The 18,642-nt window shown below is 75.0% G+C and carries 17 protein-coding genes and 1 pseudogene; 11 read left to right on the top strand and 7 right to left on the bottom strand.

The genetic code is table 11. From position 1 onward, the window contains the following. Positions 1-67 precede the first annotated feature (67 nt). Both IE170_RS14410 and IE170_RS14405 read left to right on the top strand, forming a co-directional pair. Positions 68-1,351 (top strand): hypothetical protein, encoded by a 1,284-nt coding sequence (locus IE170_RS14410; RefSeq protein WP_189809760.1) that lies wholly within the window; start codon positions 68-70, stop codon positions 1,349-1,351. Positions 1,352-1,425: 74 nt separating this feature from the next. Next, a complete protein-coding gene (locus tag IE170_RS14405) occupies positions 1,426-1,878 on the top strand; it encodes a hypothetical protein (RefSeq protein ID WP_189809759.1) in 453 nt (150 codons plus the stop codon). A 63-nt stretch (positions 1,879-1,941) separates the two neighbouring features. Here IE170_RS14405 and IE170_RS14400 read toward each other — a convergent pair whose 3' ends face one another. Both IE170_RS14400 and IE170_RS14395 read right to left on the bottom strand, forming a co-directional pair. Further along, positions 1,942-2,826, bottom strand: a complete 885-nt coding sequence (locus tag IE170_RS14400; RefSeq protein WP_189809758.1) for a thermonuclease family protein — start codon at positions 2,824-2,826, stop codon at positions 1,942-1,944. Positions 2,827-3,051: 225 nt separating this feature from the next. Then, entirely contained in the window at positions 3,052-3,726 is a 675-nt protein-coding gene (locus tag IE170_RS14395; protein WP_189809757.1) for a hypothetical protein, read from the bottom strand. A gap of 274 nt (positions 3,727-4,000) precedes the next feature. On the opposite strand from IE170_RS14395, the gene IE170_RS14390 reads away from it, so the two are divergent. The 3 genes from IE170_RS14390 (at position 4,001) to IE170_RS14380 (ending at position 8,069) form a co-directional block, all read left to right on the top strand. After that, positions 4,001-5,401: a hypothetical protein gene (locus IE170_RS14390; RefSeq protein WP_223856421.1), complete on the top strand. Its 1,401-nt coding sequence runs from the start codon at positions 4,001-4,003 to the stop codon at positions 5,399-5,401. Between the two features lie 110 nt (positions 5,402-5,511). Beyond that, entirely contained in the window at positions 5,512-6,762 is a 1,251-nt protein-coding gene (locus IE170_RS14385) for an AAA family ATPase (RefSeq protein ID WP_189809756.1), read from the top strand. Continuing rightward, the gene (locus IE170_RS14380; RefSeq protein WP_189809755.1) at positions 6,759-8,069 is read left to right on the top strand and encodes a vWA domain-containing protein; all 1,311 of its coding nucleotides are present in this window, start codon (positions 6,759-6,761) and stop codon (positions 8,067-8,069) included. Before IE170_RS14385 ends, IE170_RS14380 begins: the two co-directional genes overlap by 4 nt. Here the strand turns inward: IE170_RS14380 and IE170_RS14375 are convergent. Continuing rightward, positions 8,056-8,715 carry an SMI1/KNR4 family protein gene (locus IE170_RS14375; protein WP_189809754.1) on the bottom strand — a complete coding sequence of 220 codons (660 nt, stop codon included), beginning with the start codon at positions 8,713-8,715 and terminating at the stop codon, positions 8,056-8,058. The two genes, IE170_RS14380 and IE170_RS14375, sit on opposite strands and share 14 nt — an antisense overlap. Positions 8,716-8,753: 38 nt before the next feature. Beyond that, positions 8,754-9,554, bottom strand: a complete 801-nt coding sequence (locus tag IE170_RS14370) for a hypothetical protein (RefSeq protein ID WP_189809753.1) — start codon at positions 9,552-9,554, stop codon at positions 8,754-8,756. Positions 9,555-9,721: 167 nt separating this feature from the next. Here IE170_RS14370 and IE170_RS14365 point away from each other — a divergent pair, with 167 nt between their 5' ends. Next, complete coding sequence (locus IE170_RS14365) at positions 9,722-10,645, top strand: SDR family oxidoreductase (RefSeq protein ID WP_189809752.1); 924 nt, start codon at positions 9,722-9,724, stop codon at positions 10,643-10,645. A gap of 31 nt (positions 10,646-10,676) precedes the next feature. Here IE170_RS14365 and IE170_RS14360 read toward each other — a convergent pair whose 3' ends face one another. Then, the gene (locus IE170_RS14360) at positions 10,677-11,729 is read right to left on the bottom strand and encodes an aldo/keto reductase (protein WP_189809751.1); all 1,053 of its coding nucleotides are present in this window, start codon (positions 11,727-11,729) and stop codon (positions 10,677-10,679) included. A gap of 137 nt (positions 11,730-11,866) precedes the next feature. On the opposite strand from IE170_RS14360, the gene IE170_RS14355 reads away from it, so the two are divergent. The 4 genes and pseudogenes from IE170_RS14355 to IE170_RS14340 all read left to right on the top strand — a co-directional run. Next, entirely contained in the window at positions 11,867-12,706 is an 840-nt protein-coding gene (locus IE170_RS14355; protein ID WP_189809750.1) for an SMI1/KNR4 family protein, read from the top strand. Positions 12,707-12,761: 55 nt separating this feature from the next. After that, positions 12,762-13,340 carry an NUDIX domain-containing protein gene (locus tag IE170_RS14350; RefSeq protein ID WP_223856422.1) on the top strand — a complete coding sequence of 193 codons (579 nt, stop codon included), beginning with the start codon at positions 12,762-12,764 and terminating at the stop codon, positions 13,338-13,340. A gap of 137 nt (positions 13,341-13,477) precedes the next feature. Continuing rightward, on the top strand, positions 13,478-13,693 hold the full coding sequence (locus IE170_RS14345) for a hypothetical protein (RefSeq protein WP_125547364.1): 216 nt from the start codon (positions 13,478-13,480) through the stop codon (positions 13,691-13,693). Between the two features lie 175 nt (positions 13,694-13,868). Then, positions 13,869-14,347: pseudogene (locus IE170_RS14340) on the top strand (TetR family transcriptional regulator); the annotation flags it as partial. Between the two features lie 38 nt (positions 14,348-14,385). Here the strand turns inward: IE170_RS14340 and IE170_RS14335 are convergent. After that, complete coding sequence (locus IE170_RS14335) at positions 14,386-16,860, bottom strand: CehA/McbA family metallohydrolase (protein WP_189809749.1); 2,475 nt, start codon at positions 16,858-16,860, stop codon at positions 14,386-14,388. A 67-nt stretch (positions 16,861-16,927) separates the two neighbouring features. Next, a complete protein-coding gene (locus IE170_RS14330; protein ID WP_189809748.1) occupies positions 16,928-17,719 on the bottom strand; it encodes an SDR family NAD(P)-dependent oxidoreductase in 792 nt (263 codons plus the stop codon). Positions 17,720-17,855: 136 nt separating this feature from the next. Here IE170_RS14330 and IE170_RS14325 point away from each other — a divergent pair, with 136 nt between their 5' ends. After that, entirely contained in the window at positions 17,856-18,473 is a 618-nt protein-coding gene (locus IE170_RS14325) for a TetR/AcrR family transcriptional regulator (RefSeq protein ID WP_189809747.1), read from the top strand. The last annotated feature ends 169 nt before the right edge of the window (positions 18,474-18,642 follow it).

The raw sequence follows: 18,642 nt of genomic DNA, 5'->3' as shown, positions 1-18,642 counted from the left end.
CCGTGCCCGGTCCGGGCTCCGAGCGCCCGGACCGGCAGTACGGGTGAGCGGCCGGCGGGAGGCGCAGTTGAGCATCAGTGTCGAGGGACAGGTCGACCTGGCGGGACCGGTGGGCAAGCTGCTGCACCGGCGGGGGCTGCACAACTCCACGGTGATGCAGTCCTTCGGCGTCGACCCGGTCACCGGGGACGTCTTCGTCCTCCAGGTCGTCGAGGGCGGCCTGACCCTCCCCGGCGAGTCCGGGCCCCGGACCGGCCGCCAGCGCGCGTACGCCGGCGACCTCGCCGTGACCCGGCTCGACCGGGCGGGCACCATCACCGGGCACATGTACCTGCGGGGCTTCGGCCACGGCGTCGCCATGGGCGTCGAGCACCACGACGGCGTCTCGCGGCTGTGGACCGAGACCGCGTCCGTCCCCATGGGCTCGAACATGCCCGAGGAGGAGAAGGACGGCTACGGAACCGCCGTCACGCACTTCGCGTTCCGCAGCGGCACGACCCTCTCGCAGGGCTCCCCGCAGCTCGCCCCGGCCTACCGGCCGGTGTCCGGCGCCACGAACGTCACCTGCACCGTCGACCCGACGACGAACCGGGTCGTCGTCCGCTTCAAGAGCGGCGGCATGATGTTCGAGTCGTACGACCTGGACAGGGCCCGGGCCGGCGACTGGACGCCGATCGCCCGGATCGCCCAGCCGGACGCGAAGGGCACCTTCCAGGGGTACGCCTCCTTGGGGCGAGTCCTGTACATGGTGGCCGGCAACGGGTATTCGGACACCCTGAAGCCGCCCGGCAACACCTGGCTGACGGCCGTGGACTGGACGGACGGGTCCGTCCTCGACCAGCAGTTCACCACCGCCGCCCCGGGCCTTCAGCTGCGCGAGCCCGAGGGGATGGCCGTCTCGGTGCGCGGCGGGGTGCCGCACGTGCACGTCGGGTTCGCGGGCGAGGAATCCGGCCCGCGCAGCTGCACGATCGTGTCCCTGTCGGGGGCTCCCGAGGTCGACGGGGTGAAGGTGCTGGCCGACTGGCAGCCGATCCCCCTCGCGAGCGGCGTCACCGCGGATGTGCGGCCGCCTCGGGGCCGCCTCGTCGGCATCGCGGGGACGACGGTGCTGCAGCTGAGCGGCGGGGTGAAGGGCAGCTTCGAGGCGGACACCCTGATCGGCCGGCTGCCCGACGCGCTGGCTCCGAGCACGGCGGCCCAGTGCAGCGTGCCGCGCAACAACAGCGGCGGGGTGTGCACGGCGCGGGCGGAGGCGAACTCGGTCCGGGAGCTGTGGCTCTACGGCGGGCGGACGGCCAACCCGATCACGTGGGCGCAGCTGGACAACTACAGCGCTGTCTGGCGCTGACCGCGCGCCGCCCTCCCCCCTTTCACCTTTCGCTCCCCCTCCCCCTCCCCGTACGGCCAAGGAGACCGCCAGCCATGTCCCACAACCGCCGCCGCATCCTCGGTGCCGCCCTCGCCCTGCCCGCCGCACTGACCGCCGCCGACGTGCTGTCCGCCACGCCCGCCGTCGCCGCCGCCGGCGGGATCGAGGCACAGCCGTGGACGGACCTCGTCCTCGAACCCGGCGTCACCGCTCCGGCGGGTGCGGTGCCGCAGGTCCGGCTGATCACGATCGCCGGCACGGCCTTCCTGCAGGCGCGCGGCTCGGTGGCCTGCAACCTGGCCGCCGACCAGAAGATCGCCACGCTGCCTGCGGCGCTGCGTCCCACCGGCCTCGTCCGCGCCACCGCGCCGCGCAACAACAGCCAGGGCATCAACGCCTGCCGCTTCGAGGTCAACACCTCCGGGTCCCTGACCATCTACGGCGGCAACTCCGGGAACCCGATCACCTGGGTGCAGTTCGACTCCGTACAGACGGTCTGGCACTGAGCGGCAGCGGGTGCGGAGGGTCCCGCGGGCCGTGGCCCGGCCGGGCGGGACCGTCCGCCGCCGTCACTTCTCCGTGAAGACGATGTCCCGGCACAGGCGGGTCATCCGCACGATGTTGTCCGGGGTGACCTCCACGATGTGGTGCAGGCCGCGGTAGAGCCGCTTGGTGTCGGGCAGGAGCCGGTACTCGTCCGCCGCGCCGGCCAGGAAGGCGCGGAAGCAGTCCGCCGACGGGGTCGGGTCGCCGGTGAAGTCCAGGTAGTCCTTCAGCCGGCGGAACAGCTTCGGCAGGATCACCGCGCCGTCGCGGTCGTGCGTGATCGACTTCCTGCCGTTGAGGAGGAAGCCCTGGAGGGTCTTGTCGACCGCCCACACGCCGTCGCCGGACGCCCGCGCCTTCTCCGAGGCCTCGGTGAGCAGCTCGCGCAGGTACACGGGCAGGCCGGAGTAGAACGTCGGGTAGGCCAGTCCGCTTTCGAGGAGGCGGTAGTTGGCGGTCCGCTTCAGCAGTTTCTCGTTGACGCCGGTCCAGTAGCCGCTGTAGACGGGCGGGGTGCCGCGGCCGACGAACGCCACGCAGCGGCCGTACGCGTCGGCTCCGCGGGTGAGGATCCATCCGGGCACGCTGTCCGGGACGGTGGCGAGGGTCTCGTCGTCGTCGCGCAGGACGGTGTCGAAGCCGAGGGTCTTCAGCAGTTCGTCCGCGGCCGCGTGGGCCAGGGGGCGGGGCTGGTGGTCGACGGGGTTCGGCTCCTGGCCGTAATGGGTCTCCAGGGCGTCGATGCCTTCGAGGCGGATGCTCGCGCGCCCGTCGGCGCCGGGGACGATCAGCCCGCCGGGTACGAGCTTCCAGTCGGCGACGTCGTCGGGGACGAAGGGGAGGGTGTCGCCGTCGGGCTTCGGGCCTCCCTCGACCTTGAACCTGCCTCTGATCAGCAGCATGGACATGAGGGGCTCCCATCCACATCACTGTGCGCGGTCGTCGCTCACGCACGGTACACAGGGGTGGGGTCGTCGCGGCGGGGCCGCGCCCGCCGTGCCTCCGAGTGGCGCCCTGCCTGCCCGTATGGGCCGCGGCCGTCCGGGGTGCGGGGACGGTCCCCGGTCCCTGCGTGGGGTAGGGCCGGGGGCCGCCGTGTCACCGGGTCGTGCGGCCCGGGGGTGCGTCCGCTGCTAGCGGGTGCGGAGGACCGCCTTGCCGTTCGAGGAGCCGTCGCTGCAGGAACGCTTCTCCGCCGCGGTCATCTTGCGGGTCTTGACCACGACGGCGTTGCTCTTGCCGTCCGTGCCATTCTTGGCCGGTCCGGTGATCGTGTCCTGGAAGAACCAGTAGTAGTGGCCCCACTTGGGGCTGTCGTAGTGGGTCTGCCACGTGCCGGTGACCTTCTGCATCACCTGGGCGCGGGATATCCAGCCCACCTCGCCCGGCTTGACCGTCATGTTGAGCGAGCTGCTCTCCGAATGGCTGCTCGACCAACTGTGGCTGTAACTCGCCGTGACACTGAGGTCGACGAGCCCGGCGATGTTGCCTCCCGCCGTGACGGACACGCCCAGCGAGTCCGTCGCCCCGACCGTGTCGTCCCAGGTCATCGACTGGGTGGCATCGGACGTGCTGCAGTTGTAGAGCGAGTTCGAGACCTGGCGGAACTCGCCCAGGTACGCCTCCTGCAGTTTCGGGGAGTTGAACGTGCACTTGCCTTCACCCGACCGGCAGTCCGCCATGAGCAGCTCGCGGGTGGGCTGGTCCGCGGCGGCCGCCGGGAGAGCCGTCGCCGCGGCGACCGCGCACGCCGACAGCGCCACGGAGAGCGCGCGGGCCGTGTGGCGCTTGACGCGGGGTGTCTTCATCTGGGTACCTCTCGCCTTGCTGGGGGGAACGGTGAACGGCCGTGTGCCGGACGCACGTTGGAGCGCGGCCCGGCAGTGTTCTCGATCACCGCCCGTTGTGAGGTGAGATTCTCCTGAGGCCCGCGGGCGCTACGGCGCAATCCGGCCACACCTGCCGGTCGCCGCCCCTTGCAGGAAATTCCTGGCGGATCCTGCCGGGGCCGTCTAGGCTCGCCGCGATGAAGACTTCTCCTCTGCACCGATTGGGGGAACCGTCCGCGCAAGGTGAGTGCTGATGGCCACTCACCTCCCGGACGAGGATTCCCGCCTGTCCCTCTGGCTGCGCGTGCGCCGGTACGCCGTGCCGCCCTCCGTGATCCACACCGCGACCGCCCGCCGCTGCGTCGGCGACTGGGCGGGGGCCTGTGCCGCCGCCGGCGTGGACGTCGACGTTCACCTGCCCTCCGTGGCCCGGACGTACGGCCGCGACTGCGCGGCCCGCCTCCGGGCCGACCTCCGCCACCTGGCACCCGACCTGCTGCGCTGGCACATGCCGCGGACCGCCCCCGACGGGCTGCTGCGCCCCGGCCTCACCGTGGCCCTGGCCCGCTACGCCGGGACCGGGCCCGACGGCGCGGGCTCGCTGTACCTCGTGGTGCGTACACCGCCGGCCTGGGCGGACGCCGGCCAGCGGATCGTCCTCGGGCTCTGGGACCGTTCCCGGCCCGAGGCCGCGCCCGCCGCCCGCGACCACCCGCACCCGCGGCCCGCGCGGCGGTTCCGGCTCGACCTGCACCGCCACCTGTGGGACGTGCGCAGGGCCGGCGAACTCCGGCACCGCTCGGGCGCCGACCGGCCGCCGGGCACCACGCCCCCGCCGGCACCGCCGCCGGGGCGGTCGCCTTCCGCCGCCCCGGCGTACCGCTGTGCACCGGACCTGTGGCCCGAGGAGGCCCGGCTCCTGCTCCGAGCCGACGGCCTGGAGCCCGGGCCCGTCGAGGTGCGCCTGGGCAGCCGGCACCGCCTGGTCATCGACCCCGCCACCGGCCGGCCGGTGGCGCCGCCCGCGGGCGGTCGCCTGCTGCCGGTGCTGCCCGACGCGGCGGCCTGGGTGCCGCCCGACCTGGAGTTGCTGCGCGCCGGGCTGATCGGGCCCGACCGGCTGCACCCCCTCGTCGCCGGCGCGCTCGTGCCCGGCCACGTCCCGTCCGGCCCGGCGGCGGATGCCGAACCGGACGACGGGCCCCGCTACGTCGACTGCCGGGGGGCACGGCACCGGATCGGGCTGGTCGACGGCGTCCTGGCCGCACTGGACCACGGTGCGGACGAACTCCGGCGGGAGGAGCTGCTGGTCGCCCTGACCGGCACTCCACTGCCCTGTCTGCGGGCCATCGACCGGGCGCACCGCCGGCCCGAGTCGCTGCCCGGCATCCGCGAGCGCCTCGCGCACGGCGACACCGCCGGGGCTTTGCAGGCCGTCGAGTCCCTGCTCGGGCCCGGGGCCGTGCTGCGGGACGGCCTGCTCCGGGACGAACTGGAGTCGGCGGCCCGGCAGCGCATCACGTACGGGCTGTTCCGGGCCGGGCTCGTCGGGCCCGGCCCCGGCCGCGGTCCCGCCGGGGGCGGCGTCGAACAGCCGACGCGGCGCGTCCGGCCCTCCCGCGGCCGGCAGCGCTCCTCGGTCCTCTTCTACTGAATCCCCTGACCGCGGCGGCGACCGTACGCCGCACCACCACCCGTTCTTCCCTTTCCTTCCGCGTGCGCGCACGCGCGCGCTCCCACTCACACACACCCACGGTGATCACCATGCCTTCCACCCCGTCCGCGCCCGCCCCGTCCGCTGCCGCCCCCGCGCAGCTCGACGTCGCCTCCGACCTGCTGGCGCTGCTCCGCCACCACACCACCGAACCGCGCCCCGACGTACAGCTGGAGGCGCTGACCCTGGCCGTGGCCGCCGACCTGCCCGTCCTCCTGTGGGGCGAACCGGGCATCGGCAAGACCGCGGCCCTCACGCAGCTCGCCGAGAACCTGGACCTTCCGCTCACCACGGTGATCGCGAGCGTCCACGAGCCGTCGGACTTCTCGGGCCTGCCCGTCATCGGCGACGACCCCGCCGTGCAGGGCGTGCCGATGGCCCCGCCGGACTGGGCCGTACGCCTGGTGCGGGCCGGCCGCGGGCTGCTGTTCCTGGACGAGCTGTCGACCGCGCCGCCGGCCGTGCAGGCCGCCCTGCTGCGCCTCGTACTGGAGCGGCGCATCGGCTCCCTCCGGCTGCCGGACGGCGTCCGCATCGTGGCCGCGGCAAACCCGCGAGCGTCGGCGGCCGACGGCTGGGAGCTGAGCCCGCCGTTGGCGAACCGTTTCGTCCACGTGCACTGGGTGCACGACCACGACGTCGTCGTACGGGGCCTCGGCGGGACCTGGCCGCGGGCGACACTGCCGCAGCTCGACCCGGCACGGCTCGCGGACGCCGTGGACCTCGCCCGCCGGGCGGTGTGCGGGCTGCTCGCCGGCCGGCCCGCGCTCGTGCACCGGCTGCCGAGCAGCGAGACCCGCCGCGGAGGGGCCTGGCCGTCCCCGCGGAGCTGGGAGATGACGCTGCGTCTGATCGCGTTCGCCACCGCGGCGGGATCCTCCCGGGACGTCCTGTCCCTGCTGGTGAGGGGCGCGGTCGGGGACGGGCCGGGGCTGGAGCTGCTGGCGGGCCTGGACCGGATGGACCTGCCGGACCCCGAGGACATGCTGGCGGATCCCGAGGCGGCCGTCCTGCCCGAGCGGGGGGACCTGCGCCAGGCCGTGCTCGATTCCGTCGTCGCCGCCGTGCGGAGCCGCCCCGACAAGTCCCGCTGGGACGCCGCCTGGACACTCCTGGTGCGGGCGGTCGAATCGGGCGCCCCCGACCTGGTGGTGGTTCCCGCGACGACGCTCGCCTCGCTGCGCCGCGACGCGTGGGACGTCCCCGAGGCGATCGAGGAGCTCGCAGGGGTGGTGGCCCTCTCGCGCCGCGCCGACCGGGCGGCAGCGCGGACCGCTCTCGGCGCGAAGGCCGCCCGATGACGCGCGGGCCGTCGACACCGCAGGCGCGGCCGTATCCGGAGACGGGCTCGGCGTCGGACTCGGATTCGCACTCGGACTCGGACTCAGACTTGGACTTGGACAAGCTGTACGCCGCCCGGCTCCAGGCGGCGCGGGCCCGGCCGTACCTGGCGACGGCCCTGTACGCCCTGCACGCCGTCGCGTCGCGGCAGGTGCCCACCATGGCCGTCGACCGGCACTGGCGGTGCTACGTCTCCCCCGGCTTCGTGGACCGCACCCCGGTGGAGGAGCTCGCCGCCGTGTGGGTGCACGAGGTGTCGCACCTGCTGCGGGACCACCACGGGCGCAGCGACCGGGTGGCACGGCAGCAGGGGCTCACCGGCCGTGCCGAGCGGCTGCGCATGAACATCGCCGCCGACTGCGAGATCAACGACGACGCCTTCGGCGACGGGCTGGTCACCCCGGAGGGCGCCGTCCTGCCGGAGACGCTGCAGCTGCCGGAGGGGCAGCTGATGGAGGACTACCTCCGGCAGTTCCGGCTCGGACCGCACTCCGGGCACCTGTCCTGGCTGGACTGCGGCAGCGGCGCCGACGGGCTGGACCGGGAGTGGGACCTCGGCCCGGACGGGGCGAACGGGCTCAGCGCGCAGGAACGCGACGCGGTCCGCTTCCGCGTGGCGCAGGGCATCAAGGGCAGGCCGGGCGACGCCCCGCGGCAGTGGCAGCGGTGGGCAGAGGAGGCGTTCCATCCGCCGCAGCCCTGGCGGGACCTGCTGGGGGCGGCGATCCGCTCGGCCGTCTCCGGCGCCGGCGCCGGCGAGGACTACAGCCACGGCCGCCCCTCGCGGCGGTCGTCCGCACTGCGGGGCACGGTCCTGCCCAGCCTGCGGCGCCGGCCGCCGCAGGTCGCCGTCGTCATCGACACGTCGGGCTCGGTGAGCGACGCCGAACTCGGCAGTGCGCTCCTCGAAGTGGCCGCGATCTGCCGGGCCGTGGGCGGCCGCCGGGACCTGGTGACCGTACTGTCCTGCGACGCCGCGGCCCGGGTCGTGGGGCCGCTGTGCCGGGCCGAGGGGATCCCGCTGGTCGGCGGCGGGGGCACGGACCTCCGCCGGGGCTTCCGGCAGGCCCTGCGGTCCCGCCCGCGGCCCGACGTCGTCGTGGTCCTCACCGACGGCCAGACCCCCTGGCCGTCGGACCCCCCGCCGTGCCGGACGGTGGTGGGCCTCTTCCCCCGCCCGGCCCCACCCGGCAGCCCGTACGAGGACGACCCCGACTACCGGCCGGACGAGCCGCCGCAGTGGGCCCGAGTGGTCACCCTCGGCTGACCGCACCCTGCGGCGGAGCCGCCCCGACACCCCGGCCAAGGCCCCGCCGGTCCACCGCCCCCGAACCGGGGCGCGCCGCGTCCGGAAGCAGGGCCCAGGAGCCGTGCGCAAGCCACTCGTTGAAGGTGGCCGGGCGCGTCGCGCCCGCGCCGCCCGCGCAGAGCGGAACGATCAGGTCGGAGCTCGCACGCCCGTCCCACCACACCGTGCCGGCCAGCGGGCCGGACAGCGCGAGCAGCGTGGCGTAGCCGCAGCCGTGCTCACGCAGGACGACGGCCCCGGCTGTCTTCCGGTCCTGGAACTCCTCGTACTCGGCGTCCCAGGCGTTCCACGCCTCCGCAGCCGGCGGCCCGTCGGGGTGGTCCTCCCACCGGGGCTCGCGGCCGTCCAATGCGGCCTCCGCGGCGGTGTACGAGTCGGGGTGCGGGAAGGGCAGGCGCAGCAGGTCCCGGCGCCGGTGCTCGTTGCCGCTCCACCACCAGCCGTCCGCCGTCCGCAGCAGCCGGGCCGTACCCTCACCGGCTCCGGCGCTGACACCGACCAGGTGGGCGCGGCACTCGGCGGGCAAGCGCACACCGAGACAGCGCTCGGCGTCGGCCGCCTCGGCCTCGGTCAGCGGCGGTGGCGGTGTGGTGGGGTGGTCCATTCGGCCACCATAGGGGCACTGTGCCGAGCGGCTCGCCGTCAGTGCGCCCACGGCAGGCGGACCGCTTCGATGTCCGGGTCGTTCAGCAGGGCTTCGACGAGGGCGGGGGGACCGGCGACCTTGGTGCCCCACAGGTCGTAGTCGGTGCACAGCAGCCAGGAGCGGTCCTCCGCCCAGAGGTTGGACGGGCTGAAGTCCGCCTCGGACAGGTCGTACAGGGCTTCCGCGTCGCCGAGCCGGCCCGCGCGCACGTGGAGGTCGTCGAAGTCGACGGCTCGGAACATCAGCGGGTTGTAGTAGGCCAGGCAGCGGGTTTCCGGACCTGCGGCGCTGTGCGCGACGAGGACGGCGACCAGCCGGCTCCAGGTCTCCCGGTCCAGGCTTCCCTCGGTCGGCGGGACGATGCCGAGGGGCCAACTGCCGTTCTTCTTGGCGGAGGGGAAGCAGCGGTAGGACGGCAGCAGCCCGTCGGGCACCATCGGGTCGCCGGTCCGCCGGGCGAGCTCGGCCCAGCGCAGCCGCCGCCAACCGGGGCCGGGGTGCCCAGCGCGACCCAGGTCTCCCCCCGTGACGATGCCGACGGCGCCGAGGTCGGTGCCTCCGATGCGGTGCGTTCGGCTGCTCCCTTCGGCGCGGCGGGCCCGGTGGTACTCGTCGTACGACACCTCGGTCGGCCCCTGCTCGTGCTCGTACATGGCGTTGAGCACCCACACCGCGTCGGGCATCGCCGGAGGCATGAACCCGGTCACTCCGTCGCCGCACAGCTTCGACAGCCAGTCGGCGGGCCCGGACGGCGCGAGCGGCCACAGGCGGGACAGCGGGTTCGGTTCCTCGGTCATCCGCCCATCGTCCCAGGCGCCATCCGGGGCCGGCACGGCCCGGCCGGCGGAACGGGGGGCGGTTCGGGCGGCCGGGGGTGACCCGGGGCGTGTCGTGCCGGGGTGTCGGGCGGCCGAGGGGGACGATCGGCGTCCGTCGGATCCCCCCGCGGAGGAATGAGGACGGAATGCGCGAAACCCTCTCCGGCGGCCGGCACGGCGCCGACTCGCCGCTGAGCGGACGGGTCGCCGTCGTCACCGGTGCCGCGCGCGGGATCGGGGCGGCGCTGGCGCGGAACCTGTCGGAGTCCGGGATGCACGTGGCCCTGCTGGGCCGCGAGGAGGCGTCCCTGCGGGCCACGGCCGCGACCCTGCCGCACCGGAGCGTCTGCTTCGAGGCGGACGTCACCGACGACGCGGCCCTCCGCTCCGCCGCCCGGTACGTGGAGGAGCGCCTCGGCCCGGCCAGCGTGGTCGCCGCCAACGCGGGCATCGCCGTCGGCGGCCCGTTCGCCGACACCGCCGCCGACCTGTGGCAGCGCGTCATCGACGTCAACCTCACCGGATCCGCCAACACCGCCCGCGCGTTCCTGCCGCACCTGACCCGCACGCGCGGCTACTTCCTCCAGGTGGCCTCCACCGCCGCACTGGGCTCGGCGCCCATGATGAGCGCCTACTGCGCCTCCAAGGCGGGCGTGGAGTCGTTCGCGCTGGCGCTGCGCGGCGAGGTCGAGCCGGACGGGGTGGCCGTCGGCATCGCCTACGTCCACTGGACCGGCACCGACATGGTCAGCGGCATCGACGACCACCCCGTCCTGCGGGCGCTGCGCCGCCACCAGCCGGGCTTCGCCCGCCGCGTCCACCCGCCCGAGCAGGTCGCGACCTGGCTGGCCGCGGGGATCGCCCACCGCTCCCGGTCCGTGTACGCGCCGCCCTGGCTGCGGTGGTGCCAGCCGCTGCGGCCGCTCTTCCCGGCGGTGGTCGCCCGCATCGCCCGCCGCGAGCTCCGCACCCGTACGCGCGCCGAACTGGCCGCCGATGTCGGCGTGCTGGGCGCCGGCGGCCTCGCCGACTGGCATGCCCACCGGCCCCCGGAGCACCGGGACGCCTGACCCGGATCGGAAACGGATGCGGGGGGAGGCGTCAGGCGGCTGCCGGGCGGTCCGCGGGCGGGCGCCTGCGCGCGGCGGCGTCGGTGAGCGACAGCGGCTGCCAGACGCCGTCGGCGCGGTAGAGGTCGGTGCCGGGCGCCACGATTGCGTCGATGCGGTCGAGGGCCGCGTCGTCGAGCAGCAGGTCGGCCCCCTTGAGCAGGGAGGTCAGCTGTTCCATGGTGCGCGGGCCGATGATCACCGAGGTGACGGCCGGGTGGACGAGCGGGAACGCGACGGCCAGCTCCGGGAGCGTGCAGCCGACCTCCCCGGCGAGGCCGACGAGTTCCTCGACCGCCGCGAACTTGGCGGCATTCCCCGGGAGGGCGGGGTCGAAGCGGTGCGGGGTGCGCGCGGCGCGGCCGGTGGTGAGGTCCACGGGCCGGCCCTGCCGGACGGCGCCGGAGAGGAACCCCGACGCGAGCGGCGACCACGTCAGGACGCCCATGCCGAGGCGCTGCGCGGTCGGCAGCACGGACCGCTCGACGCCGCGCGCAAGGATCGAGTACGGGGGCTGCTCCGTGCGCATCCGCATCAGCCCGCGCCGCTCGGCGACGTGGTGCGCCTCGACGAGGTCCTCCGCGGGGAACGTGGAGCAGCCGAACGCCCGGATCTTGCCGGCAGTCACCAGGTCGCCGAGGACGGACAGCGTCTCCTCGATGTCGGTGGTGTGGTCGGGGCGGTGCACCTGGTAGAGGTCGATCCAGTCGGTGTCCAGGCGCCGCAGGCTGTCCTCGACGGCCTTGAGGATCCAACGGCGGGAATTCCCGCTGCGGTTGCGGCCCTCGCCGAGCGGGAAGTGCACTTTCGTGGCGAGGACGACGTCGTCGCGTCTTCCCTTGAGGGCCTTGCCGACGATCTCCTCGCTCTCGCCGGCCGAGTACATGTCGGCGGTGTCGACGAAGTTGATGCCGGCGTCGAGGGCGGTGTGGATGATGCGGGCGGCGTCTTCGTGGTCGGGGTTGCCGACGCCCCCGAACATCATCGTGCCGAGGCAGTGGGTGCTGACCTCGATGCCGGTCTTGCCGAGGACGCGGTAGCGCATGCGCATGCTCCGTCGCAGATGGGGGTGGGTGGGGGCGGCGCCAGTCTAGGACTTGGAGCGCACTCGACGGCAAGGGCCGCCGACAGCACGTCCGTTGATGACGGTGATGGCTCCGAGCCCGCAACTACTCTGACCCCATGCCCCGTTCGACGCGACGCGCGCACCACCGCATCCCCGTTTCACCGCGCCGGCTGGTGCCGCCGCCTGCCGAGCCGGTGGGCGCCCACGGGGACCGGGGTGCGGTCGGGCACTCCCTCGGGGTGCGGCTGCCCGCCGACTACCGGGCACTCGTCGAGACGTACGGGCGCGGCGACTTCTGCGACCACTTGTGCCTGCACACCCCGTTCTCCGCAGAACGGCACCACCCGTACCTGCTGTACCGGGACCCGCGCGGCCTGCTGGTCTGGGGGACGACCATCGATGCGGACCGGCTGTGCTGGGAGACCACTGGCGACTCCCGGCACTGGCCTGTCGTGCTGTGGAGCCACGACGGCGCGTACGAAACCTTCGGTGCGGGCGCGGCCGGTTTCGTCGAGCGGTGGGTCGGGGGCTCCCTCGGATCCCGCCTGCTCGGACCCCCGGAACCGGACCTCACTCCGTGGTTCACGGCAGCCCGGCACTGCCTCCACCGGTGCCTGGCCCTCTCGCAGGGGCCCCCTCCCCATGCCGAGCGGCTCCGCACGCTCCGAGCGGCCCTCGCTCCGACCGTGGACCGCGGTTCCTGGCGAGCCGAGGACGGCCGCACCGGCCAGGACCACTTCACGAGCGTGGACACCGACTGGCAGCTCACCTACGACATGAGCGAGCCGCATCAGATCCGGGTCGCCTACCCCCCGGAGGACGCGGCGCGTGCAGAGGACGAACTGATGCTCGCGGTACGGCTGATGGGATGCGAGGTACTGGCCCTGACGGACGCGGGCGGGATGCCCGCAGCGACGTGGAACGCCTCCACGGCCGAAGACCTGGAACCGGCATGAGCGCCGGCCGGTGTTCCGGTCGGCGCTGTCACACCCGTGCGGCAGGCTGGCGCTCATGAGCGGTGATCGCCTCCACGCAATGCCGTCCGCGGAGCGGCCCCGGGCCGGCGCCGCCTTGTGCGGGCTGCTCGGCCGGCGGGTCGCCAAGGCCGTGGTGGCCGACGTCAGGGCGGCGGCCTCGGTCTTCGACGGGGCAGACGCGGTGGCGGAGTCCCCCGGCCCCGGGTTCGCGCTACCCCTCGCGGCGGAGGTGTGGGTCTTCGACCACACCCTCAGGCGCGTCCTGCTGGTCCGCCACCGGTGGCGTGGCCGGGTGCCGCCGGGCGGGCGCGTGGAACCCGGGGAGACGCCGAGGGAGGCGGCGCGGCGCGAGCTGTTCGAGGAGACCGGCGTGCGGGCACGGCTGCTGCCGGAACCTGCTGCGGCCACTGTCCGTTCCTACCGTGCGGGCGCGCCGGCGTGTCTGGGCCTGTCGTATGCGGCGGTCGTGGACGGGGCGGTGCCGCTCGTTGCCGAGGGCGGGCAGGAGGTGGCGTGGGCTTCGCTGCGGCGGGGATGGACCGGTTGGTTTCCCGAGGACGTGGCGCGGGTGCGCCGGTACGCCGGGCGGGTGCGGAGCGGCGTCGCGGGATGAGTCGTGCGGATTGGCCTGCATCGGGGGGCCCTTCGGGGGCAGGAGCGTGGTTGTGAAGTCCGTTCGGCACAGCGTTTCGTTCCTGCGGGTCGCCGCGGCGGCCGGTGTGCCGGGCCCTGAAAGCGGAGGAGCACCCCATGCGCGGCATAGGCGGCTGCATCGCACTGATCCTGGTGGGGGCGATCCTCACCTTCGCCAGCGACTGGAAGATGGAGGGCGTGAACCTGGACGTCGTCGGCTTGCTCATGATGGGCGTCGGCATTCTGGGTCTGGCGGTGTACGCGAGCGTCCTGCGGCGGCGGCGTGTCTCGGCGGTCGTGCCGGTCGTCGAGGAGACCCGGGAGCGCCCTTGACCGGCGTCGGCCCCGGCGTCACCGGCCGGCCGGGCGGGGTGAGGCGGTAGGCCTCGCCGTGGCGGACGACGCGCCAGGCGGAGGGCGGCGCGAAGTGCGTGCCGAGCAGCAGGGTGTCGGTGTCGGCGAGTGAGGCCGGGAGGGCGCGCGGGTGGCTTCGACGCGCTCGGGGCCGATGTCGACGCACGTGCACGCCGCGGGGCGCGAACTCACCGCCGAAGTGGGCCGGGACGCCCTCACGGTCCTGCTGATCGCCCAGCGCGCCGGCACAACCCCGTCGACGGTCTGCCGCCGCTGGGGCGGCCTGCAGGAGCTGCTGTCGGACGTGGCGGTGGAGCGCCTCAGGGGCCTGACACCGCCCCGGGCGACCACGGCACGCCGGCCGCCTACCTGACCGCCTGGGCCGAGCAGTTCCTCGACGAGATGTCCTCCCCCGTCGGCCGCGCCCACGTCCCCGACGCGCTGCTCGGCGACCCGGACGACGGCGACGCCGGCCAGTGCCCGGCCTACGCCGCCGAGCACGTCGGCGTCATCCTCGACCGGGCGGCCGGCCGCGGGGAGCGGGTACCCGACACGGAAACGGTCGTCGACCGCGTCCGCCCGGACGGCCTGGACACGGCCCGCGCCCGCCGCCTCGTGGCCTCCCTCCTCACCCGGCGGCCCGCTGAGGGAACGCCCCTGCGGGCGACCGCTCACCCGGTGGCGACGGCCGCCAGGCGGACCGTTCCGTCGGGCAGCGGTGCGACGGCGATCCGGCCGGCCCGCAAGGTACCGCGGCCGTCCGGGCCGGGGATCCGGGCCCAGGCGGTCCACGAGCCGTCGGGCCTCCTCGTACAGTGCCGGGCCTGCCCGTCGCTGCCGACGGCGGCGACCTGCGCCGACCCGTCGGGCAGGCCCGCGATGCCGACGGCGACGGCCGCCGCGGCCGGGGCGGCCGCGCCGGGCAGCGGCCGGAAGCCGGTCCACGTGCCGTCGGGGCGGCGCACCCGGTGGTGCACCGTCCCGTCGAGCCCGACGGCCAGCACCTGGGCGGATCCGTCCGGCAGCCCGGCGATCGCGAGGGCCTGCCCGGAGAATGCGGGTGCTCCCTCCCGGCCGGTGAGCCGCGTCCACCCCGTCCACGTGCCGTCGGTGCCGCAGATGCGGTGGTGGAGGGCACCGTCGGTGCCGTACGCGACGACCTGCGCCGACCCGTCGGGCAGGGCGGCGACCGCCGCCCGCACAGCGCCCCGGCGGCCGTCGGCCCGCCCCCCGGCGGAGGCTTCGCCGGGCACGGGCCGGAACCCGCCCGGGGCAGCCCCTTCGGCGGAGACGCGCTGGTGGTGGAGGGTGCCGTCCGCGGCGACGGCCACGATCTCGCCGCTGCCGTCGGGGAACCCGGCGACGGCCGCGTCCAGGAAGGCGCCGCCCTCCCGCCCCTGCGGTCCGGGCAGCCGGCGCCAGGGGCCGGGGGCGCCCTCCGGCTTGACGGTCGTCAGCCACAGGCCGCCGTCGGTACCGAGGCCCAGCGTCAGGACGGTCCCGTCCGGCAGGCCGGCGACACAGGCCCCGACTCCGGCGAACGCCGGTGCGCCCCGCAGGCCGGGGAGGGCCGTGTGCCGCCCCCAGGAGCCGTCCGCGGCCCGTACCGCCGCGACGAGGGTTCGCTGCCCGGCGTCGTGGGGCGCGAGGCCCGCCGCGTGGAACCAGATGGGGTTGGTGACGGCGACGAGCTGGTCGAGGGTGGTGGAGGCGGGTTTCAGGCGCCGCACCTCGGCGCGCGCGAAGAGGGAGCCGCGGCCCCAGCCGCGCCAGTGCAGCCGGCCCCTTCCGTCGCCGCCGGTCCGCGCCACCGCCATGACGCCCCACTCGGTGTGGAGGGTGATCACCGCGTCGGGGGCGCCCGACACCTCCGCCGTGACGTCGACGGCTTCGAAGAGGGCGAGCGGCAGCTCCTCCCCCGGGCCGGCCGTCGCCCCGTGTGCCGCGGCCGTGAAGTTCACCGTCACGCCCGCGTTCTCGGCGGCGTACGACCGGCCCCGGCGCAGGGCGTCCAGGATCTCCGGCCGGGACAGCCCGGCCGCGTGGACGACGTTGTGGGGCTCGCCGACGGCGTCGGCGGGGCCGTGGGCGTCGCTGTTGCCCAGGCCGGCGATGCGTTGGCCCAGGCACAGCATGCCGTGCCAGACGGCGATGTTCGCCGCGTCGTCCAGCGTCCAGGGGCCGTTCCAGATCTCCAGGGCGTCGACGCGGCCCAGCCCGAACTCCCAGAACGAGCCGGGTGCCGGCGTCATCGGGTGGGCGGCGACGGCCAGGCCGCCGAGGCCGCGCACCTGCCGGACGTGCCGGTCGAACACCCCGGCGTCGGCGGGCCCGTAGTGCCAGTCCACCCACTCCCCCTGCGGCAGGCCGACGGCCAGCCAGTGGCCGTGCCGGGTCGTGACCTCCTCGGCGTTCAGGACGAGCAGGTCGGCGGGGACGTTGCCGCGCCAGGAGAGGCCGGTGGAGCTGGTGTTGTGGTCCGAGGTGGCGATGAAGTGCATGCCGGCGGCGCGGGCGGCCGCCACCAGCTCGTCGGTGGTGCGCCCGCCGTCGGAGTGGACGGTGTGCAGGTGGAGGTCGCCCCGGTACCAGCCGGGGCCGCGCCCCGGTACCGCCGCGGGCAGGGCGTCGTAGGGGACTTCGGGCAGCGGCGGTCCGTGGTGCAGGGTGACGCTGATCTGCCACGGCATGCCCGCCGGGTCGTTGACGATCGGCCCCAGGGCGACGGACCAGCGGCCGGCCCCGATGGGGCCGGGGAGGTAGCCGGGGGTGGCGTCGGAGCCGGAGAGGGTGAACTCGCGGCGGGCCCCGCCCGACCAGCCGCGGAACCCGGTCGGCCCGAACATGCCGAGGTCGAGGACGCCGTCCGCGGGATCGAAGGCGGCGGCCACGGAGATGCGCCGGACGCCGTCGGGGACGTCGAAGTCGACGGACGCCCACTGGTCGAAGCCGTACGGCGAGTGCCCGCGGTAGGTGGTGGTCACCTCCCCGCCGCCGGTGGCGGTGTCGGCCCGGGCGGGGGCCGCGGGAACCGCGGCGGCGATGCCGCCGGCGGCCAGGAGGGTGCCGAGGCGCAGGAGGTCCCGGCGGCCCGGCCCGGGGCCGGGGTCGCGGTGTGCTGCCGGGTGCGGGGAGCTGCCGTCCATCGGGTCGCCTTTCCGTTCTCCGGTGGGGGTGGGAGGGGTGGAGCGGATCCGGCGGGTGCGGGCGGGGTCAGCGGGTGTCGCGCTGGGCGGTCACGATGTCGGTGAGGGTGCGCTCGACACCCATGCGGCCCTGCACCCTTTCGGCGAACGCGGGGAACTGCCCGGCTATCGCGCTCAGCAGCTTCAACTCGGCGGGCGCCACGTTGACTTCGCACAGGTTCCGCTCGACGGCGCGGACGAGGCCGGCGGAGACCTGCGCCGGGGAGACCGTGCGCATCCCGGCCGGCGGCTTGGCGCCCGTCGCGGCGAACATGCCGGCGTCGCGGACGAATCCCGGCTGGACGAGGGACACGCCGACCCCCGTGCCGTGCAGGTCCTGTCGGAGGGCGAGGGCGAAGCCCCGCAGGCCGAACTTCGTCGCGTTGTAGAGCGCGGAGGACCTGGTGGCCGCCTTGCCGGAGATGGAGCCGACGAACGCGAGGTGGCCGCGGCGGGCCCGGACCATGCGCGGCGCGAGGAGCCGGGCGAGGAGGATCGGCGCGTGCAGGTTCACGGCGAGGGCGCGTTCGACCTGGGCCGGGGTGTAGTCGAGGACGTCGCCGCTGGAGGGGAGGGCGGCGTTCGCGACGAGGACGTCGACGTCGCCGCACTCCCCGGCGAGGCGCTCCACGTCGGCGGGGTCCGCGAGGTCGGCGACGACGGCGCGGGCTCCGAACCGGTCGGCGACGGCGTGCAGCGCGTCCTTCCTGCGGCCGGTGAGCACGAGGGAGGCGCCCTTGCCGGCGAGTGCTCCGGCGAGCTCCGTTCCCAGGCCGCCGGTGGCTCCGGTCAGCAGAACCGTCGATCCGTCGAATCGCATCCGTGGTCGCCCTCTCTCCTTGTTCGTTCGAACGAACGGGACCATAGGGCAGTCCGGCCGGACGTGTCCATGCCATCGCATGGATCGGTGCCCCCGCCCCGCGGGGCGGTTTCCGCCGGATGCGACCATGGCGCGCATGGAGAAGGCAGCCGACACCCGCCAGCGCATCATCGACGCCGTCCTTCGGATCATCGGCGCGGAGGGCATCGCCGCGTTGAGCAACCGGCGGATCGCGAAGGAGGCGCAGGTGTCGCTGGGCTCGGTCACCTACCACTTCACGACCCAGCACGAACTGCTGCGGGAGAGCCTGCTGCACTTCGTCGCCCAGGAGACGCAGCACTTCACCGAGCTGGCCGAGAACTGCGCCCGCGCGGACGGCCTGGACCTCGCGGGCGCGGCCGAGATGGTGGAGACGGTGGCCGGCGGAACCGCCTTCGACAGCAGGCACATCGCGCCGTTCGAGCTGTACATCCAGGCGGGGCGCGACGAGCGGCTCCGGGCGGCCGCCGCGGAGTGCTTCGCCGCGTACGACTCGCTCGCCCGCGGGATCCTCCAGCGGCTCGGCCTCCCGGACCCCGAGCGCCTGGCCGGCGCGGTGGTGGCCCTGGTCTTCGGGCAGCAGCTGCGGAGACTGGCCACGGGCTCACCGGCGGAGGACCTCGTCGACACCCTCCTGCTCCTGACGGGCACGGCAGCCGGCGGCACCGGGTGCGACGCGGCCGGGCGCCCCCGGTCCGCATCCCGTTCGTGCTGAGGCGGCCCGAAGGCCCGATACGGGGATGGCCGGAAGAAGCCTTGTGCAACCACTGAAGGCTCTGTGCTGCAGGGCGAACCGATCGGAAGACTCCGCTTCGGCGGAACACCGGCCCCACCCGCAGCGTCCTCCACCACTCAACCTCCCTGCGGTCGCCTCGTGCCGCCCG

It is taken from the genome of Streptomyces toxytricini (assembly GCF_014649915.1).
Lineage (GTDB): Bacteria > Actinomycetota > Actinomycetes > Streptomycetales > Streptomycetaceae > Streptomyces > Streptomyces toxytricini.
Note: the sequence above shows the minus strand (reverse complement) of the source record. Positions and strands in the feature narration are given on the sequence as shown.